We start from the raw sequence: 15,751 nt of genomic DNA on the forward strand, positions 1-15,751 counted from the left end.
CCCCCAGGGCGGTTGCGGCGAGCACTGACCTTTCCCCATTTCAACGCTTAGCTAAACGGATTCCCATCATGGGCGACAAAACTCATTTCGGCTATCAACAGGTCGACGAGGCCGAAAAGGCCCAGAAGGTGGCCGACGTCTTCTCTTCCGTGGCCCAGCGCTACGACCTGATGAACGACCTCATGTCCGGCGGCCTGCACCGCCTGTGGAAGGCCTTCACCATCGCCCAGAGCGGCGTGCGCGAAGGCAGCCGGGTGCTGGACGTGGCCGGCGGCACCGGCGACCTCTCCCTGGCCTTTGCCAAGAAGGCCGGCAAGAGTGGCCAGGTGTGGCTCACCGACATCAACAACGCCATGCTGACCCGGGGCCGGGACCGCCTCTGCGACAAGGGCTTCGTCGTCCCCGTGGCCCAGTGCGATGCGGAGAAGCTGCCCTTCCCCGACGACTATTTCGACGTGGTCACCGTGGCCTTTGGCCTGCGCAACATGACCCACAAGGACAAGGCCCTGGCCGAGATGCGCCGGGTCCTGAAGCCGGGCGGCCGCCTGCTGGTGCTGGAGTTCTCCCAGGTGTGGAAGCCCCTGGCGCCCTTCTACGACTTCTACTCCTTCCAGGTCATCCCCCGCCTGGGCCAGCTGATCGTCAAGGACCCGGACAGCTATCGCTACCTGTCCGAATCCATCCGCGTGCATCCGGACCAGGAAACCCTCAAGGGCATCATGGAACAGGTGGGCCTGGAAAAGGTCGAATACTTCAACCTGACCATGGGCGTGGTCGCCCTGCACCGCGGTTACAAGTACTAAGCGTACCCATACCAACAACGAGGAGAGACATCAGTGAAGAAGCCCTTGATCGCCCTGTGCACCCTGGTTCTGGGCCTGGCCCTGGTCGCCCCCGATGCCGATGCCGCCCGCCTCGGCGGCGGCCGCAGCAGCGGCATGCAGCGCAGCGTCACGCCCCAGCACAACACCGCCCCCAGCGGCACCACCGCCCCCAAGCAGAACGCCGCTCCGGCCCAGCAGGCCCAGCCTGCCACCGCCGGTGCGCCGGCGCCCCAGGCTGCGCCCAAGCGCAGCTGGCTCGGTCCCATCGCCGGCCTGGCCGCCGGTATCGGCCTGGCCGCCCTGGCTTCCCACTTCGGCTTCGGCGAAGGCATGGCCAACTTCCTCATGATCGCCCTGCTTGCCATGGCTGCCGTGTTCGTTTTCCGCCTCATTTTCCGCCGCCCGGCTGCAGCAGCGCCGCGCTCCGAACCCCTGCAGTATGCCGGCGTCGGCGGTCCCTCCATGGCTCCCATGCCGGAAGTGACGCCCGTGGGTGGCGGCAACGCAGCCGTCCCGGCCGCTGAGGCTGCGCCGGCCGCCGCAGCCAACATTCCTGCCGATTTCGACAGCGAAGGTTTCCTGCGGGTGGCCAAGCTCAACTTCGTCCGCCTCCAGGCCGCCAACGACCAGGGCAACCTGGACGACATGCGGGAGTTCCTGGCCCCCGAGATGTTCGCCGAAGTGCAGCTGCAACTGAGCGAGCGGGGCGGCAAGGCCCAGCAGACCGATGTGGTACAGCTCAACGCCAGCCTGCTGGAGGTGGTCAGCGAGACCGGCCGCCACATCGCCAGTGTCCGTTTCAACGGCCTGCTGCGGGAAGAGAAGGACGCGGCACCGGCGCCCTTCGACGAAGTCTGGCACCTGGTCAAGCCCACCGACGGCAGCCGGGGCTGGATGGTCGCCGGCATTCAGCAACTGTCCTGAACCCCATGCTGGACCGTCCCTTCCTCGCCGGGCTCAATCACCTGCTGGGCCGGGAGCCGTGGGCGCGCCAGCGCCTGCGGCCCTTCGCCGGCCGCGGCGCCAGGATTTCCCTGCCGCCCTGGTTCAGCCTGGACCTGACCGTGGCCGAGGACGGCACCCTGCACGGCGGCCCCCTGGCTGCTCCCGACGTCCTCATCAGCCTGCCGGAACACGCCCCCCTTCGCTTCTTCGGCCACCCCCAGGAAGCCTTGGCAGCCGCCCGTCTGGAAGGCACGGCCGATTTCGCCGAAGCCCTGGGCTTCGTCTTCCGCAACCTGCGCTGGGATGCGGAAGAAGACCTGGCGCACCTGCTGGGCGACATTCCGGCCCGGCGCCTGGCGGGCCTGGGTGCCAGCCTCTTCAATTGGCAAAAGGAGGCCTGGAGCCGCCTGAACGCCAACTTTGCCGAATATTTCAGACACGAGCAGGGCGCCGGCGGCCCTATCCGGCGCCGCGAATGGCAGGGCCATCAGCAGGCCGTTTCCGCCGCCGCGACGGGAGCCGATGCCCTGGCCGCCCGCCTGGAGCGTCTGCAGGGCTGACTCAACCCGGGAGGGATTTCCCGAACACACAAAAGAAAAGGCAGCCCGGAGGCTGCCTTTTTTGTGCTGCGACGATCAGCTGCTTAGTGCTTGCGCTTCTTCAGCTGCTCGATGGTTGCCAGCTGGGCCACGGCTTCAGCCAGTTCGGCTTCGGCCTTGGCGTAGTCCATTTCGGCAGAGCGGTTCTGCAGGGCTTCTTCCGCTGCCTTCTTGGCTTCCAGCGCCTTCGCCTCGTCCAGGTCGCCACCGCGGATAGCGGTATCGGCCAGCACGGTCACGATGGTGGGCTGAACTTCCAGCATGCCGCCGGAGACGTAGATCATCTCGAACTCGGCATCCGGCACCTTGATACGCACGGTACCGGGCTTGATACGGGTCAACAGCGGGGTGTGCCGCGGGTAGATGCCGAGTTCGCCGGCTTCGCCCGGGAGCACCACGTATTCAGCTTCGCCGGAGAAGATGGACTCTTCGGCGCTGACCACGTCTACATGTACTCTCAATGCCATGATAGGGGTTCCCCTCAGGATGGCCGCACCCCGGACGGGATGCGGCTTACCGGTTGATTACTGGAGGGTCTTCGCCTTTTCGAAGGCCTCTTCGATGGAGCCGACCATGTAGAAGGCCTGTTCCGGCAGGTTGTCGCATTCGCCGGCCACGATCATCTTGAAGCCCTTGATCGTTTCCTTCAGCGGCACGTACTTGCCGGGAGAGCCGGTGAACACTTCGGCCACGTGGAAGGGCTGGGACAGGAAGCGCTGGATCTTACGAGCGCGGGCCACGGCCAGCTTGTCTTCGGGAGCCAGTTCGTCCATACCCAGAATGGCGATGATGTCGCGCAGTTCCTTGTAGCGCTGCAGGGTCATCTGCACGCCGCGGGCCACGTTGTAGTGCTCTTCGCCCACGATCTGGGGATCCAGCTGGCGGGAGGTGGAGTCCAGGGGATCCACGGCGGGGTAGATACCCAGCGCAGCGATGTCCCGGGACAGCACGACGGTGGAGTCCAGGTGGAGGAAGGTGGTGGCGGGGGACGGGTCGGTCAAGTCATCGGCAGGCACATACACGGCCTGGATGGAGGTGATGGAACCCACCTTGGTGGAGGTGATCCGTTCCTGCAGGCGGCCCATTTCGTCGGCCAGGGTGGGCTGGTAGCCCACGGCGGACGGCATACGGCCCAGCAGAGCGGACACTTCGGTACCGGCCAGGGTGTAGCGGTAGATGTTGTCCACGAAGAACAGGATGTCACGGCCTTCGTCACGGAAACGCTCGGCCATGGTCAGGCCGGTCAGCGCCACGCGCAGACGGTTGCCGGGGGGCTCGTTCATCTGACCGAACACCATGGCCACCTTGTCCAGCACGTTGGAGTCCTTCATCTCGTGGTAGAAGTCGTTACCTTCACGGGTACGCTCACCCACGCCAGCAAACACGGACAGACCGGAGTGCTGTTTGGCGATGTTGTTGATCAGCTCCATCATGTTCACGGTCTTGCCCACGCCGGCGCCACCGAACAGACCCACCTTGCCGCCCTTGGCGAAGGGGCAGATCAGGTCGATCACCTTGATGCCGGTCTCGAGCAGTTCCACGGAGGGGGACAGCTCGTCGAAAGCGGGAGCCTTCTGGTGAATGGCGCGCGTTTCGTCGGAAGCGATGGGGCCGGCTTCGTCGATGGGGCGGCCCAGCACGTCCATGATGCGACCCAGGGTACCGTGGCCCACGGGCACGGAAATGGGCTTGCCGGTGTTGTTGACTTTCATACCGCGGCGCAGGCCGTCGGAAGAACCCAGGGCGATGGTACGGACAATGCCGTCACCCAGCTGTTGCTGAACTTCGAAGGTCAGACCCTTTTCGATGTTGGCGTGCTCTTCGGCCACATCGAGCATCAGGGCGTCATAGACCTTGGGCATGGCTTCGCGGGGGAACTGGATGTCCACCACAGCGCCGATGCACTGAACGATCATACCTTGACTCATTTTGAATCCCTCAAACTATAGAAACCAGTTAGACCGCCGCTGCGCCGCTGACGATTTCGGACAATTCCTTGGTAATCGCTGCCTGACGGGTCTTGTTGTAGACCAGTTTCAGTTCGCCGATCACATTCTTGGCGTTGTCGGAAGCCGACTTCATGGCCACCATCCGGGCGCTCTGCTCGGAAGCCATGCTCTCAGCCACTGACTGATAGATCAGCGCTTCGACATAGCGGACCAGCAGGTCGTCGATCACGGACTTGGCGTCGGGCTCGTAGACGTAGTCCCAACGGGCGGACTCGGAGCCCACGACCTCACCGGACAGGGGCAGCAGCTGCTCGATAACCGGCTCCTGCTTCATGGTGTTCACGAAGCGGGTGTAGGCGATGAACAACTGGTCGATCTCACCGTTGATGTAGGCATCGAGCTGAACCTTGACGGGCCCGATCAGGCGTTCCAGGTGGGGCGTATCGCCCAGGCCGGTGACCTGGGAAACGACGCTGGCGCCGGAACGCTGCAGGAAGCCCAGACCCTTGTTGCCGATGGCGGTCGCCTGGATGGCGATGCCCTGGCTTTCCAGGTCCTTCATCTGGTTCAGGACGTTGCGCAGCACGTTGGAGTTCAACGCGCCGCACAGGCCCTTGTCGGAGGTCACGACGATGATGCCGGCCTTCTTGATCGGATCACGCTTCACCAGGAACGGATGCTTGTACTCGGTCAGCGCATGAGAGAGGTGGGCGGCCACGCGGCGGATCTTCTCGCCATAAGGACGCGCCTGACGCATACGTTCCTGCGCCTTGCGCATCTTCGACGCGGCCACCATCTCCATGGCCTTGGTGATCTTGCGCGTGTTTTCCACGCTCTTGATCTTGTTGCGGATTTCCTTGCCGCTAGCCATTACGCTCTCCTGGACGGATTAAACCCAAGCGGCCTTGAATTCCTTGATCGCTTCGACGAGTTGCTTTTCGCCGTCAGCATCCAGGTCCTTGGACGTTTCCATCTTGGTCACCAGATCGGCGTACTTTTGACGAACGTAGCCGTGCAGGCCCTTCTCGAATTCGAGAACGCGCTTCACGTCGATGTCATCAGCGTAGCCCTTGGTGATGGCGTACAGAGTCACGGCCTGGTCGGCAATGCTCAGCGGGGTGTATTGGCCCTGCTTCAGCACTTCCACGGTACGGCGGCCACGCTCCAGCTGCTTGCGGGTAGCTTCGTCCAGATCGGAAGCAAACTGGGCGAAAGCGGCCAGTTCGCGATACTGGGCCAGGTCGGTACGGATACCGCCGGACAGCTTCTTGATCAGCTTGGTCTGGGCAGCACCACCGACGCGGGACACGGAGATACCGGCGTTGATAGCGGGACGGACACCGGCGTTGAACAGGTCGGTTTCCAGGAAGATCTGACCGTCGGTAATGGAGATCACGTTGGTCGGCACGAAGGCGGACACGTCACCAGCCTGGGTTTCGATCACGGGGAGAGCGGTCAGAGAACCGGTCTTGCCCTTGACTTCGCCGTTGGTCAGCTTTTCCACCCATTCTTCGGAAACGCGGGCTGCGCGTTCCAGCAGACGGGAGTGCAGGTAGAACACGTCACCAGGGTAAGCTTCACGGCCGGGAGGACGACGCAGCAGCAGGGAGATCTGGCGATAGGCCCAGGCTTGCTTGGTCAGATCGTCATAAATGATCAGGGCGTCTTCACCGCGGTCGCGGAAGTATTCGCCCATGGTGCAGCCGGCGTAGGGAGCGATGAACTGCAGCGCAGCGGAGTCAGAAGCGGAAGCGGCCACCACGATGGTGTATTCCATGGCGCCGTGTTCTTCCAGCTTGCGTACCACGTTGGCGATGGTGGAAGCCTTCTGGCCCACCGCCACGTAGATACACTTCATGTTCTGACCCTTCTGGGCGATGATCGCATCAACGGCCACAGCGGTCTTACCGGTCTGACGGTCACCGATGATCAGTTCGCGCTGGCCGCGGCCGACGGGAACCATGGAATCGATAGCCTTGATACCGGACTGCACGGGCTGGGACACGGACTTCCGCCAGATCACGCCGGGCGCGACCTTCTCGATCTTGTCGGTCAGCTTGTTGCCCAGGGGGCCCTTGCCGTCGATAGGCTGGCCCAGGGCGTTAACCACGCGGCCGATCAGTTCGGGACCAACGGGCACTTCCAGAATGCGACCGGTGCACTTGACGGTGTCACCTTCGGAAATGTGCTCGTATTCACCCAGCACCACGGCGCCCACGGAGTCACGCTCCAGGTTCAGGGCCATACCGAAGGTGTTGCCGGGGAATTCCAGCATTTCGCCTTGCATTACATCCTGCAGGCCGTGAACGCGGCAGATGCCGTCGGTCACCGAGACAACGGTACCCTGCGTGCGGGTCTCGGCGCCCACCTGCAGGTTTTGAATCTTGCTCTTGATCAGTTCGCTGATCTCGGACGGATTCAACTGCATGAATTTCTCCTAGTTCTTGAGCGCCGTAGCCATCGCTTCGAGCTTGCCGCGTACGGAAGCGTCGAGGACCTGGTCACCCACCGCCACTTTGATACCACCGATCAGCGCTGCATCCACCACCACGCGGGGCTGGAGCTTGGAGCTGAAATGGGTTTCAAGTTGGCCCAACAGATTTTTCACTTGCGCGTCATCGAGGGGGAAGGCGCTGTAAACAACGGCTTCCTTGATGCCCTCTTCGGCACTCTTGAGCTGCTCGTAGATTTCCTGGACTTGCGGCAGCAGGGAGAGGCGCTCGTTTGCCGCGAGAACCCGGATAAAACCGGTCACGTCGGCATTCTTGGCAGCCTCGCCGCTGAGCGAGACGAAAAGCTGGGTCAGCTGATCGGCTGAAAGCTTCGGGTTGCCAATGCACTGGACCATTTCGGGGTCCTGTGCAATGACAGCCAGCAGCTTCAGGGTGTCCGACCACTGAGCCAGGGCCTTTCCGTCGCGCGCCAGGCGGAAAACTGCTTCCGCGTAGGGACGAGCGATGGTGACGGATTCAGCCATAAGCGTTACAGATCCTGTTTGATCGTGCTCAGGATGTCAGCGTGGGCCTTGGCGTCGATTTCGCGGCGCAGGATCTTCTCTGCACCGACAACGGCCAGCTCAGCCACGCGCTCACGCAAACCTTCCTTGGCACGCACCACTTCCTGTTCGATCTCGGCCTTGGCAGCGGCGACGATACGGTCAGCTTCAACCTTCGCCTGGGACTTGGCTTCGTCGATGATCTGGGCGGCGCGCTTGTCAGCGCCGGCGATCAGTTCGGAGGCCTTTTCCTTGCCTTCGCGCAGGGCTTCCGCCGAGCGCTTGGTCGCGAGCTCGAGGTCGTGCTTGCCACGATCGGCGGCAGCAAGACCGTCAGAGATTTTTTTCGCTCGCTCGTCGAGCGCCTTCACGATGGGCGGCCACACGAATTTCATCGTGAACCACGCCAAAATGAAGAACACAACGAGCTGGGCGACCAGAGTTGCGTTCAGATTCACGGCTCTAACCCTTTAAAAAAAGTTGTTCGAGGCGCGAATTACTTGAGAACGAACGGGTTGGCGAAGGCGAACATCATGGCGATACCAACGCCAATCAGGAAGGCGGCGTCGATCAGACCGGCCAGCAGGAACATCTTGGTTTGCAGTTCGTTCATCAGTTCGGGCTGGCGAGCGGAGGCTTCCAGGTACTTGGAGCCCATGATGCCGATACCGATACAGGCGCCAATAGCACCCAGACCGATGATCAGACCGGCGGCCAGTGCGACGAAACCGAGGATGTGTTCCATGTTTGCTCCTTGCAAAAGTAGAGGTAGTAAGTTGAAAAGGTAAAACGGGAAACCGTTACGAGATTAGTGGCTCTCGTGGGCCTGACCGATGTACACCAGGGTCAGCATCATGAAGATGAAGGCCTGCAGGGCAACGATCAGGATATGGAAGATGGCCCACACGGAACCGGCGATGACGCCGCCGATCCAGAGGAACGCACCGGTGGCGGTACCGGCCCAGGCAGCACCCATCAGGGCGATCAGCATGAACACCAGTTCGCCGGCGTACATGTTGCCGAACAGCCGCATGCCGTGGGACACGGTCTTGGCCAGGAACTCGATCATCTGCATGGCGAAGTTGATCGGGTAGAGCAGGGGATGGCTGCCGAAGGGAGCGGTGAAGAGCTCGTGCACCCAACCACCCAGACCCTTGATCTTGATGTTGTACCAGATGCAGACCAGCAGCACGCCGATGGACATGCCCAGGGTGCCGTTCAGGTCGGCGGTGGGAACCACGCGCAGGAAGGCGTGGTGGTCGCCAGAAGCGGCTTGCCAGAGGCTGGGCAGCAGATCGACGGGCAGGAAGTCCATGGAGTTCATCAGGAAGATCCAGATGAACACGGTCAGAGCCAGGGGAGCCACGAATTTGCGGGACTCTTCGCTATGCACGATGCCCTTGGCCTGGTTGTTCACCATTTCCAGGACGATTTCCACGGCGGCCTGCATGCGACCGGGAACGCCGGAGGTAACGCTCTTGGCGACACGCCACATGACGAACAGACCGAGGATCCCCATAAGAATGGAGAAAACCACGGTGTCGACGTTGATGACGGAGAAGTCAATAACGGCGGACTGGGCGTGACCGGTGGAATTGAAGTGGGTCAGGTGGTGGACGATGTACTCGCCAGCGGTGGGGGCGTTGGCGGCGTGTTCCGCGACTGCCTCGTGAGCGTTTTCCATTTCAGGATTTCTTCCAAAAAGCCAAAAAACTCGCCTGCAGCGTCACTACCAGGCCGAGCAGCATGGAGGGCCAATGCATCTCGGGATAAACCTTGGCAGCAACAGCCAGAATTCCGATAGTGGCGGCAACCTTGACGAATTCGCCGAGGAAGAAGCCCGCTACGCCGGGACCACCCGGGCGCCGCGCCGCTACAGCCAGGCGCAGGGCGAACAGGGCGTTGGGGAGCAGGCAAGCGCCACCACCCACCGCCGCAGAGGCCGCACCGTGCCCTCCGACGAACATGCCAAGCAGGCCAGCCGTGATTACTACCGCCCAGATTTGGAAAATTATTGCCCGGAACATGATTGATTTTCCGCGGTTTTTCCAAACTGGAGGGAGCGGTTCAAAACCCGAACCAACGTCGCCAGCCGCCGCACACAAAGATAAATAATATAAGAGTTATCCCTTATTTAGTCAATGGAAACGCCGGAACAAAATAAGGGGTTTGCCAGTCTCAGGGCGCCATTCGCGCCTTTGGGATGACATGGCCATGGCAGGACAAATGGTTTCAGGCCTTGTCAGCCCTGACTCCTACGGGTTTACCGCAGTCCTCGTCCGCCACAGTCGCCGTTTGCAGCCGGACTCAGCGGAAACGGGCCAGCAGTTCGTCGAGCTGGTCCAGGCTGGAGAATTCGATGGCCATCTTGCCGGCGCCCTTCCTGTTGGCCGCCACCGTCACCTTGGCTCCCAGCAGGTCCGACAGTTCTTCCTCCAGCCGCAGCAGATCCCGGTCCTTGGTCTTCTCGACCTTTTTCGGCGGGTTCAGCAGGGCCTGCACCAGGCGCTCCGTTTCCCGCACGGAAAGGCCCTTGTGGGCCACCCGGTTGCCCACCTGTATCTGCTCCGCCCCTTCCAGGGAGAGCAGGGCCCGGGCGTGGCCCATGTCCAGCTTGCCTTCCAGCAGCAGTTCCTGGACCGGCGCCGCCAGCTGCAGCAGACGCAGCAGGTTGGAAGCGGCGGGGCGGGAGCGGCCAACCGCATCGGCGGCCTGCTGGTGGGTCATCTCGAACTCGTCCACCAGGCGCTGCAGGCCCATGGCTTCTTCCAGGGGATTGAGGTTTTCCCGCTGGATGTTCTCGATGAGGGACATGGCGGCCGCGGCTTCATCGGGGATTTCCCGCACCAGGGTCGGCACTTCGGTCATGCCCGCCATGCGGCAGGCACGCCAGCGGCGTTCGCCGGCGATGATTTCGTAGCCGCCGTTGATCGGCCGCACCAGGATGGGCTGCATGATGCCCTGGGCCTGGATGGAGGCCGCCAGCTCCTTGAGGGAACCTTCGTCCATGCGGGTCCGCGGCTGGTACTTGCCCGGCTTCAGGGCATCGATGGGCAGCGTCCGCTGCTGGTCCTTCTTGGCGTCGGCGGCGTCGCCGGCCAGCAGGGCGTCCAGGCCCCGGCCCAGTCCCTTCATCTTCATGCCGCCACCTCTTGCTGCCGCGGAGCGCCACCGATGCGCTCCAGCATCTCCTCGGCCAGTGCCAGGTAGGACAGGGCTCCCTTGGAGGTCTTGTCGAAGGCGATCACCGGCTTGCCGTAGGACGGGGCCTCGGCCAGACGCACGTTGCGCGGGATGACGGTGCGGTACACCTTGCCGGAGAAGTGGCTCTCCAGTTCGGCGGAAACCTGTTGATTGAGGGTGGACTGGGAGTTGTACATGGTGCGCAGCAGGCCTTCGATTTCCAGGGCGGGATTGAGATTGGCCCGCACCTTGCGCAGGGTGGTGACCAGATCGGTGAGGCCTTCCAGGGCGTAGTACTCGCACTGCATGGGGATCATCACCGCCTGGGCCGCCGCCAGGGCATTCACCGTCAGCAGGTTGAGGGCGGGCGGGCAGTCGATCAGGACGAAGTCGTAGGCCTGGCCGTCCAGGGCCTCCTTGAGGCGGCGCTCCCGCTGGCCCACGTCGATCAGTTCCACTTCGGCCCCGGCCAGTTCCCGGTTGGCGGGAATGACGTCGAAGCCGAATTCGGTCTTGATGGTGGCCTGCTCCAGGGTCGCCGCCCCCAGCAGGATCTGATAGACCGAAGGCAGAGCTTCCTTCTTGAAAATGCCGCAGCCGGTGGTGGCATTGCCCTGGGGGTCCAGGTCGATGAGCAGGACGCGCTGTCCCAGGGTCGCCAGGCAGGCGGCCAGGTTGACGCTGGTGGTGGTCTTGCCGACCCCCCCCTTCTGGTTGGTAATGGCCAGGATCTTCACGCCTTCATTCCTCTCTCAGAACCACCAGATGGCGCGCCCCTTCGACTCCGGGCACGGCCAGCGGGTGTACCGCCTCGACGACAATCCCCGCCGGCAGGCGGGAGAGCTCTTCCTGGGGATAGATCCCCTTCATCGCCAGCCAGCGCCCACCGGGCGCCAGCAGGTGACGGGTGAGACTGACGAAATCGGCCACCTCGGCAAAGGCCCGGGAGGTGATGGCCGCAAACTTCTGTTCCGGTTGCCAGGCCTCCACCCGCAGGCACTGGGCGGAGAGCCCCGGCAGGGGCAGTTCCATGGCGGCCTGCTTCAAGAAGGCCACCTTCTTGGAATTGCTGTCCAGCAGGGTCACCGCCAGGCTTGGCCGGGCGATGGCCAGGGGAATGCCGGGCTGGCCGCCGCCGCTGCCCACGTCCAGCACATTGGCGGGCGCCAGGGCGTCCACAAAGGGCAGGATGGCAAGGGAATCCAGCAGGTGGTGACTCACCGCCTTGTCCTGATCGCGCAGGGCGGTCAGGGCATAGACCTTGTTCCACTTGGCGAGCAGGGCCAGGTAGGCGAGCAGTTTACCCTGTGCGGCGCCGTCCAGGGGTATTCCGAGGGCATCCAGGCCCTGGGCCAGTTGCTGGGCCTGACTGGAGCCGCTCATCGGGCACTCCGCTTCAAGTGGATCAGCAGCAGGGAGATGGCCGCCGGGGTGATGCCCTGCAGCCGGGAGGCCTGGCCGATGGTCTCGGGCCGCTGCCGCGACAGGCGCTGGCGCACCTCGTTGGAGAGGCCGTGCACCTGGGCATAGTCCAGGTCAGCGGGGATCGCCAGGTTTTCGTAATCGGCGGCCTTGGCCACCTCTTCCCGCTGGCGGTCGATGTAGCCCTGGTACTTGGCCTGGATTTCCAGCTGCTCAACCGCCTGGGCATCGGCCAGGGCTTCACCGGCCCCGGGCAGGGTCAGCAGGTCGGCATAGCTCACGTCGGGCCGGCGCAGCAGCTCGAAGAGGTTGTATTCGTGGTCGATGGCCTTGCCCAGGACCCGCACCGCATCGGCTTCCGGCAGGGTCTGGGGGCGCACCCAGGTGGCCTTGAGGCGCTCGGCTTCGGCGGCGATGGCGTCCCGCTTGCGGCAGAAGGCGTCCCAGCGGGCGTCGTCCACCAGGCCCAGTTCCCGGCCCTTCTCGGTGAGGCGCAGGTCGGCATTGTCTTCCCGCAGCTGCAGGCGGTACTCGGCCCGGCTGGTGAACATGCGGTAGGGCTCGGAGACGCCCCGGGTGATCAGGTCGTCCACCAGGACGCCCAGGTAGGCCTCGTCCCGGCGCGGGCACCAGGCTTCCTTCTCCTGCACCTGCAGGGCGGCGTTGACGCCCGCCAGCAGCCCCTGGGCCGCCGCTTCCTCGTAGCCGGTGGTGCCGTTGATCTGGCCGGCGAAGAAGAGGCCGTTGATGGCCTTGCTCTCCAGGGAGGACTTCAGCCCCCGGGGATCGTAGTAGTCGTACTCGATGGCGTAGCCGGGGCGCAGGATGTGGCAGTTCTCCATGCCGCGGATGGAACGCACGATCTGCAGCTGCACGTCGAAGGGCAGGCTGGTGGAAATGCCGTTGGGGTAGATCTCGTGGGTGTCCAGGCCCTCCGGCTCGAGGAAGACGTGGTGGCTGTCCTTGTCGGCGAAGCGGTGGATCTTGTCCTCGATGGAAGGACAGTAGCGGGGCCCGACGCCCTCGATCACCCCGGTGTACATGGGGGAGCGGTCCAGGTTGGCGCGGATGATGTCGTGGGTGCGGCTGTTGGTGTCGGTGATCCAGCAGGGCAGCTGCTTCGGGTGCTGGGCCGCACTGCCGAGGAAGGAGAACACCGGCAGGGGATCGTCCGAGTATTGGGGCTCCATCACCGAGAAGTCGATGCTCTTGCCGTCCAGGCGCGGCGGCGTGCCGGTCTTCAGGCGCCCCTGGGGCAGGGCCAGTTCCTTCAGGCGGGCTGCCAGGGAGACGCTGGGAGGGTCGCCCATGCGGCCCCCGGTGTAGTTCTGCAGGCCCACGTGGATCAGGCCGTTCAAGAAGGTGCCGGCGGTCAGAACCACCGCCCGGGCTTCGAAGCGCACCCCCAGCTGGGTCACGGCCCCCACCACCCGGTCGCCTTCGACGATCAGGTCGTCGCAGGCCTGGGCGAAGAGGGTCAGGTTGGGCTGGTTCTCCAGGCGGGTGCGGATGGCCTGCTTGTACAGCACCCGGTCGGCCTGGGCGCGGGTGGCGCGCACCGCCGGGCCCTTGGAGGCATTGAGGATGCGGAACTGGATGCCGCCCTCGTCGGTGGCCGCCGCCATGGCGCCGCCCAGGGCATCCACCTCCTTCACCAGATGGCCCTTGCCGATGCCGCCGATGGAGGGATTGCAGCTCATGGCCCCCAGGGTTTCCAGGTTGTGGGTCAGGAGCAGGGTGCGCGCTCCGGCCCGGGCCGCCGCCAGGGCAGCCTCGGTGCCGGCGTGACCGCCGCCGACGACAATGACATCGAACCGGGTGGGAAACAGCATGGGGACTCGTTTACGCAAAAGGCCCGCAGGCAAATCCCACGGGCACTCGGGTAGGGCAAAGGGGCTCGAATGATACGCCAGTTCCATGAAACTTAACAGTTTTCACCCGGACCGGCGGAGCCCGCCGGCACGTTTCCGGCATTGCTTCGGCAGCCTGCCGGCACGGCTCCCGGAGCGCCACCGGCAGACGGGCCCGGGGCCTTGTCAGGAATTCCCTTGCCGCGGAGTCGGGAATTGACGTAACTTCCGCCAAAATCAATGCCAAGCGCAACCATGGACGCCAACGAACTCGCCGCCCAACAACTCTACAAACTCCAGGGCGAACTGAAGAACAAGAAGGTGCTGGTGGTGGACCGCCACCCGGACGCCCGCAACGCCATGCGCATGATGCTGTCCACCATCGGCATCACCAGCGTCCAGGGGGTTGGCTCGGCCACCGAGGTGCTGCGCCTGGTGAAAAGCAGCAGCTACGACATCATCCTCTCCGACTACCAGCTGGAGGACGGCCGCGACGGCCAGCAGCTGCTGGAAGAGCTGCGCTACAAGCGCCTCATTTCCCTGTCCACCCTGTTCATGGTGGTGACCGGGGAGCGGGCCTACAAGAACGTGGTGTCGGTGGCCGAGCTGGCGCCGGACGACTACCTGATCAAGCCCTTCACCGGCGAGCAGCTTCAGCAGCGCCTGGCCCGGGCCCTGTACAAGAAGTTCGTCTTCCACCAGGCCTACCGCAACGTCGAGCGCAGCCGCTACGAGGACGCCGTCACCGCCTGCGACGACATCATCCAGCAATACCCCCAGTACCAGCACGACGCCCGCCACCTGCAGGCCGACCTGCTCAACAGCCTGGGCCGTTTTGTCGAGGCGGAGGCCGCCTACCGCCAGATGCTGGAACAGAAGGACCTGGCCTGGGCCCGCATGGGCGTGGCCGTGGCGGTGCACGGCCAGGGGCGGGTGGACGAGGCCGTGACCCAGCTCGAAGCCCTGGTGCAGGATTTCCCCGAATACCTGGCCGCCTTCGACTTCCTGGCCAGGCTGCGGGAGGAAAAGGGCGACTCCACCGGCGCCCAGCAGGCCCTGCAGGCCGCCGCCGCCATTTCCCCCAACAACACCATGCGCCAGCGGGCGGTGGGCGACATGGCGGTGCGCAACAACGACCTGGAAGCCGCCGAGCGGGCCTACAACACGGTGCTCAGCCGGGCCCGGGGCTCTTCCCTGCGCAGCATCGACGACTACGCCAACCTGTCCCGGGTCATGCTGGAGAAGGGCAATGTGGCCGGCGCCAAGCTGGTGGCCCAGGACCTGCGCCGGGACTGGCGCGGCGACAAGCAGGGGGAGCTGGCCTCCCTAGTCATCGACAGCCTGGTGCAGACCAAGGAAGGGGCACCGGACAAGGCGGCCCGCAGCATTGCCGCCGCCATGGAACTGCACAAGGTCCTGGTGGCCGAGGGCAAGATGGAGGAGAAGCGCCCCCTATCGCAGAAGGTGGCGGTGGACCTGGCCCACGCCTGCATGGCCAACGGCAAGGAGGCGGACGCCCAGAGCCTGCTGCGCCAGGTGGCGGCGGAGAACAACGAGGACCGGGGCGTGCTGGCCCACATCCAGGGTGTCTTCGAGAAGACCGGCAACGCCGAGGCGGGCAAGGCCCTGCTCGAGGACGTCTCCCGGGAGATCATCCAGATCAACAACCAGGGCGTGCTGGCCGCCCGCAGCGGTGATTTCGACGGCTCGGTGCAGCTGCTGATCGAGGCGGCGGAGCGGGTGCCCAACCTGCAGTTCCTGGTCAATGCGGCCAAGTCCATCTACACCCTGATGGATCAGAAGGGCTGGCAGCCGGAACTGGCGGAGCGGGCCCACCGCTATCTGGAAAAGGCCCGCAGCCGCTCCCCAGACGACCCCCGCGTCATATCCGGGCGCGACATGTACCAGCGGGTGGCCCGCAAATACGGGGTTCAGGTCGATACGGACAGCTGATCCGGCGTCGCCGACCCGGCCCGGGGCCGTA

17 protein-coding genes are annotated in these 15,751 nt (G+C 64.1%); 4 read left to right on the plus strand and 13 right to left on the minus strand.

Going from position 1 to position 15,751, the window contains the following annotated elements; genetic code table 11:
• Positions 1–68: 68 nt before the first annotated feature.
• Genes ubiE through AC1RTA_RS11925 form a run of 3 tightly spaced genes read left to right on the plus strand, consistent with a single transcriptional unit; the run spans position 69 to position 2,329 of the window.
• On the plus strand, positions 69–803 hold the full coding sequence (ubiE, locus tag AC1RTA_RS11915) for a bifunctional demethylmenaquinone methyltransferase/2-methoxy-6-polyprenyl-1,4-benzoquinol methylase UbiE (RefSeq protein WP_014235968.1): 735 nt from the start codon (positions 69–71) through the stop codon (positions 801–803).
• Between the two features lie 33 nt (positions 804–836).
• A complete protein-coding gene (locus AC1RTA_RS11920) occupies positions 837–1,748 on the plus strand; it encodes a Tim44 domain-containing protein (RefSeq protein WP_152090197.1) in 912 nt (303 codons plus the stop codon).
• Between the two features lie 5 nt (positions 1,749–1,753).
• Positions 1,754–2,329 carry a ubiquinone biosynthesis accessory factor UbiJ gene (locus AC1RTA_RS11925; RefSeq protein ID WP_492784813.1) on the plus strand — a complete coding sequence of 192 codons (576 nt, stop codon included), beginning with the start codon at positions 1,754–1,756 and terminating at the stop codon, positions 2,327–2,329.
• An 83-nt stretch (positions 2,330–2,412) separates the two neighbouring features.
• Here the strand turns inward: AC1RTA_RS11925 and AC1RTA_RS11930 are convergent, their stop codons facing one another.
• The 13 genes from AC1RTA_RS11930 to mnmG all read right to left on the minus strand — a co-directional run bounded on the left by AC1RTA_RS11930 (position 2,413) and on the right by mnmG (position 13,749).
• Complete coding sequence (locus tag AC1RTA_RS11930) at positions 2,413–2,835, minus strand: F0F1 ATP synthase subunit epsilon (RefSeq protein ID WP_014235965.1); 423 nt, start codon at positions 2,833–2,835, stop codon at positions 2,413–2,415.
• 57 nt (positions 2,836–2,892) lie between these two features.
• A complete protein-coding gene (gene atpD / locus AC1RTA_RS11935) occupies positions 2,893–4,296 on the minus strand; it encodes a F0F1 ATP synthase subunit beta (protein ID WP_014235964.1) in 1,404 nt (467 codons plus the stop codon).
• A 28-nt stretch (positions 4,297–4,324) separates the two neighbouring features.
• Positions 4,325–5,188, minus strand: a complete 864-nt coding sequence (gene atpG / locus AC1RTA_RS11940) for a F0F1 ATP synthase subunit gamma (RefSeq protein WP_014235963.1) — start codon at positions 5,186–5,188, stop codon at positions 4,325–4,327.
• Between the two features lie 18 nt (positions 5,189–5,206).
• Positions 5,207–6,745 carry a F0F1 ATP synthase subunit alpha gene (atpA, locus tag AC1RTA_RS11945; RefSeq protein ID WP_014235962.1) on the minus strand — a complete coding sequence of 513 codons (1,539 nt, stop codon included), beginning with the start codon at positions 6,743–6,745 and terminating at the stop codon, positions 5,207–5,209.
• A 9-nt stretch (positions 6,746–6,754) separates the two neighbouring features.
• Positions 6,755–7,294, minus strand: a complete 540-nt coding sequence (locus AC1RTA_RS11950) for a F0F1 ATP synthase subunit delta (protein WP_014235961.1) — start codon at positions 7,292–7,294, stop codon at positions 6,755–6,757.
• Positions 7,295–7,299: 5 nt separating this feature from the next.
• On the minus strand, positions 7,300–7,770 hold the full coding sequence (locus tag AC1RTA_RS11955; protein ID WP_014235960.1) for a F0F1 ATP synthase subunit B: 471 nt from the start codon (positions 7,768–7,770) through the stop codon (positions 7,300–7,302).
• Positions 7,771–7,808: 38 nt separating this feature from the next.
• Positions 7,809–8,057 carry a F0F1 ATP synthase subunit C gene (gene atpE, locus AC1RTA_RS11960; RefSeq protein WP_014235959.1) on the minus strand — a complete coding sequence of 83 codons (249 nt, stop codon included), beginning with the start codon at positions 8,055–8,057 and terminating at the stop codon, positions 7,809–7,811.
• A gap of 63 nt (positions 8,058–8,120) precedes the next feature.
• The gene (atpB, locus tag AC1RTA_RS11965; protein ID WP_130459601.1) at positions 8,121–8,996 is read right to left on the minus strand and encodes a F0F1 ATP synthase subunit A; all 876 of its coding nucleotides are present in this window, start codon (positions 8,994–8,996) and stop codon (positions 8,121–8,123) included.
• 1 nt (position 8,997) lies between these two features.
• Positions 8,998–9,339, minus strand: coding sequence for an ATP synthase subunit I (locus AC1RTA_RS11970; RefSeq protein ID WP_043797713.1), 342 nt, complete (start codon positions 9,337–9,339; stop codon positions 8,998–9,000).
• 280 nt (positions 9,340–9,619) lie between these two features.
• The gene (locus AC1RTA_RS11975) at positions 9,620–10,453 is read right to left on the minus strand and encodes a ParB/RepB/Spo0J family partition protein (protein ID WP_492784814.1); all 834 of its coding nucleotides are present in this window, start codon (positions 10,451–10,453) and stop codon (positions 9,620–9,622) included.
• The gene (locus tag AC1RTA_RS11980) at positions 10,450–11,232 is read right to left on the minus strand and encodes a ParA family protein (protein WP_014235955.1); all 783 of its coding nucleotides are present in this window, start codon (positions 11,230–11,232) and stop codon (positions 10,450–10,452) included. Before AC1RTA_RS11980 ends, AC1RTA_RS11975 begins: the two co-directional genes overlap by 4 nt.
• Positions 11,233–11,236: 4 nt before the next feature.
• Complete coding sequence (gene rsmG, locus AC1RTA_RS11985; protein WP_152090194.1) at positions 11,237–11,878, minus strand: 16S rRNA (guanine(527)-N(7))-methyltransferase RsmG; 642 nt, start codon at positions 11,876–11,878, stop codon at positions 11,237–11,239.
• Positions 11,875–13,749: a tRNA uridine-5-carboxymethylaminomethyl(34) synthesis enzyme MnmG gene (gene mnmG / locus AC1RTA_RS11990; protein ID WP_492784815.1), complete on the minus strand. Its 1,875-nt coding sequence runs from the start codon at positions 13,747–13,749 to the stop codon at positions 11,875–11,877. The genes rsmG and mnmG overlap by 4 nt, the downstream gene beginning before the upstream one ends.
• Before the next feature lie 273 nt (positions 13,750–14,022).
• Here mnmG and AC1RTA_RS11995 point away from each other — a divergent pair, with 273 nt between their 5' ends.
• A complete protein-coding gene (locus AC1RTA_RS11995; RefSeq protein WP_287874603.1) occupies positions 14,023–15,720 on the plus strand; it encodes a tetratricopeptide repeat-containing response regulator in 1,698 nt (565 codons plus the stop codon).
• Positions 15,721–15,751 lie beyond the last annotated feature (31 nt).

This window comes from Azospira sp. MPR-E4 (assembly GCF_058809645.1).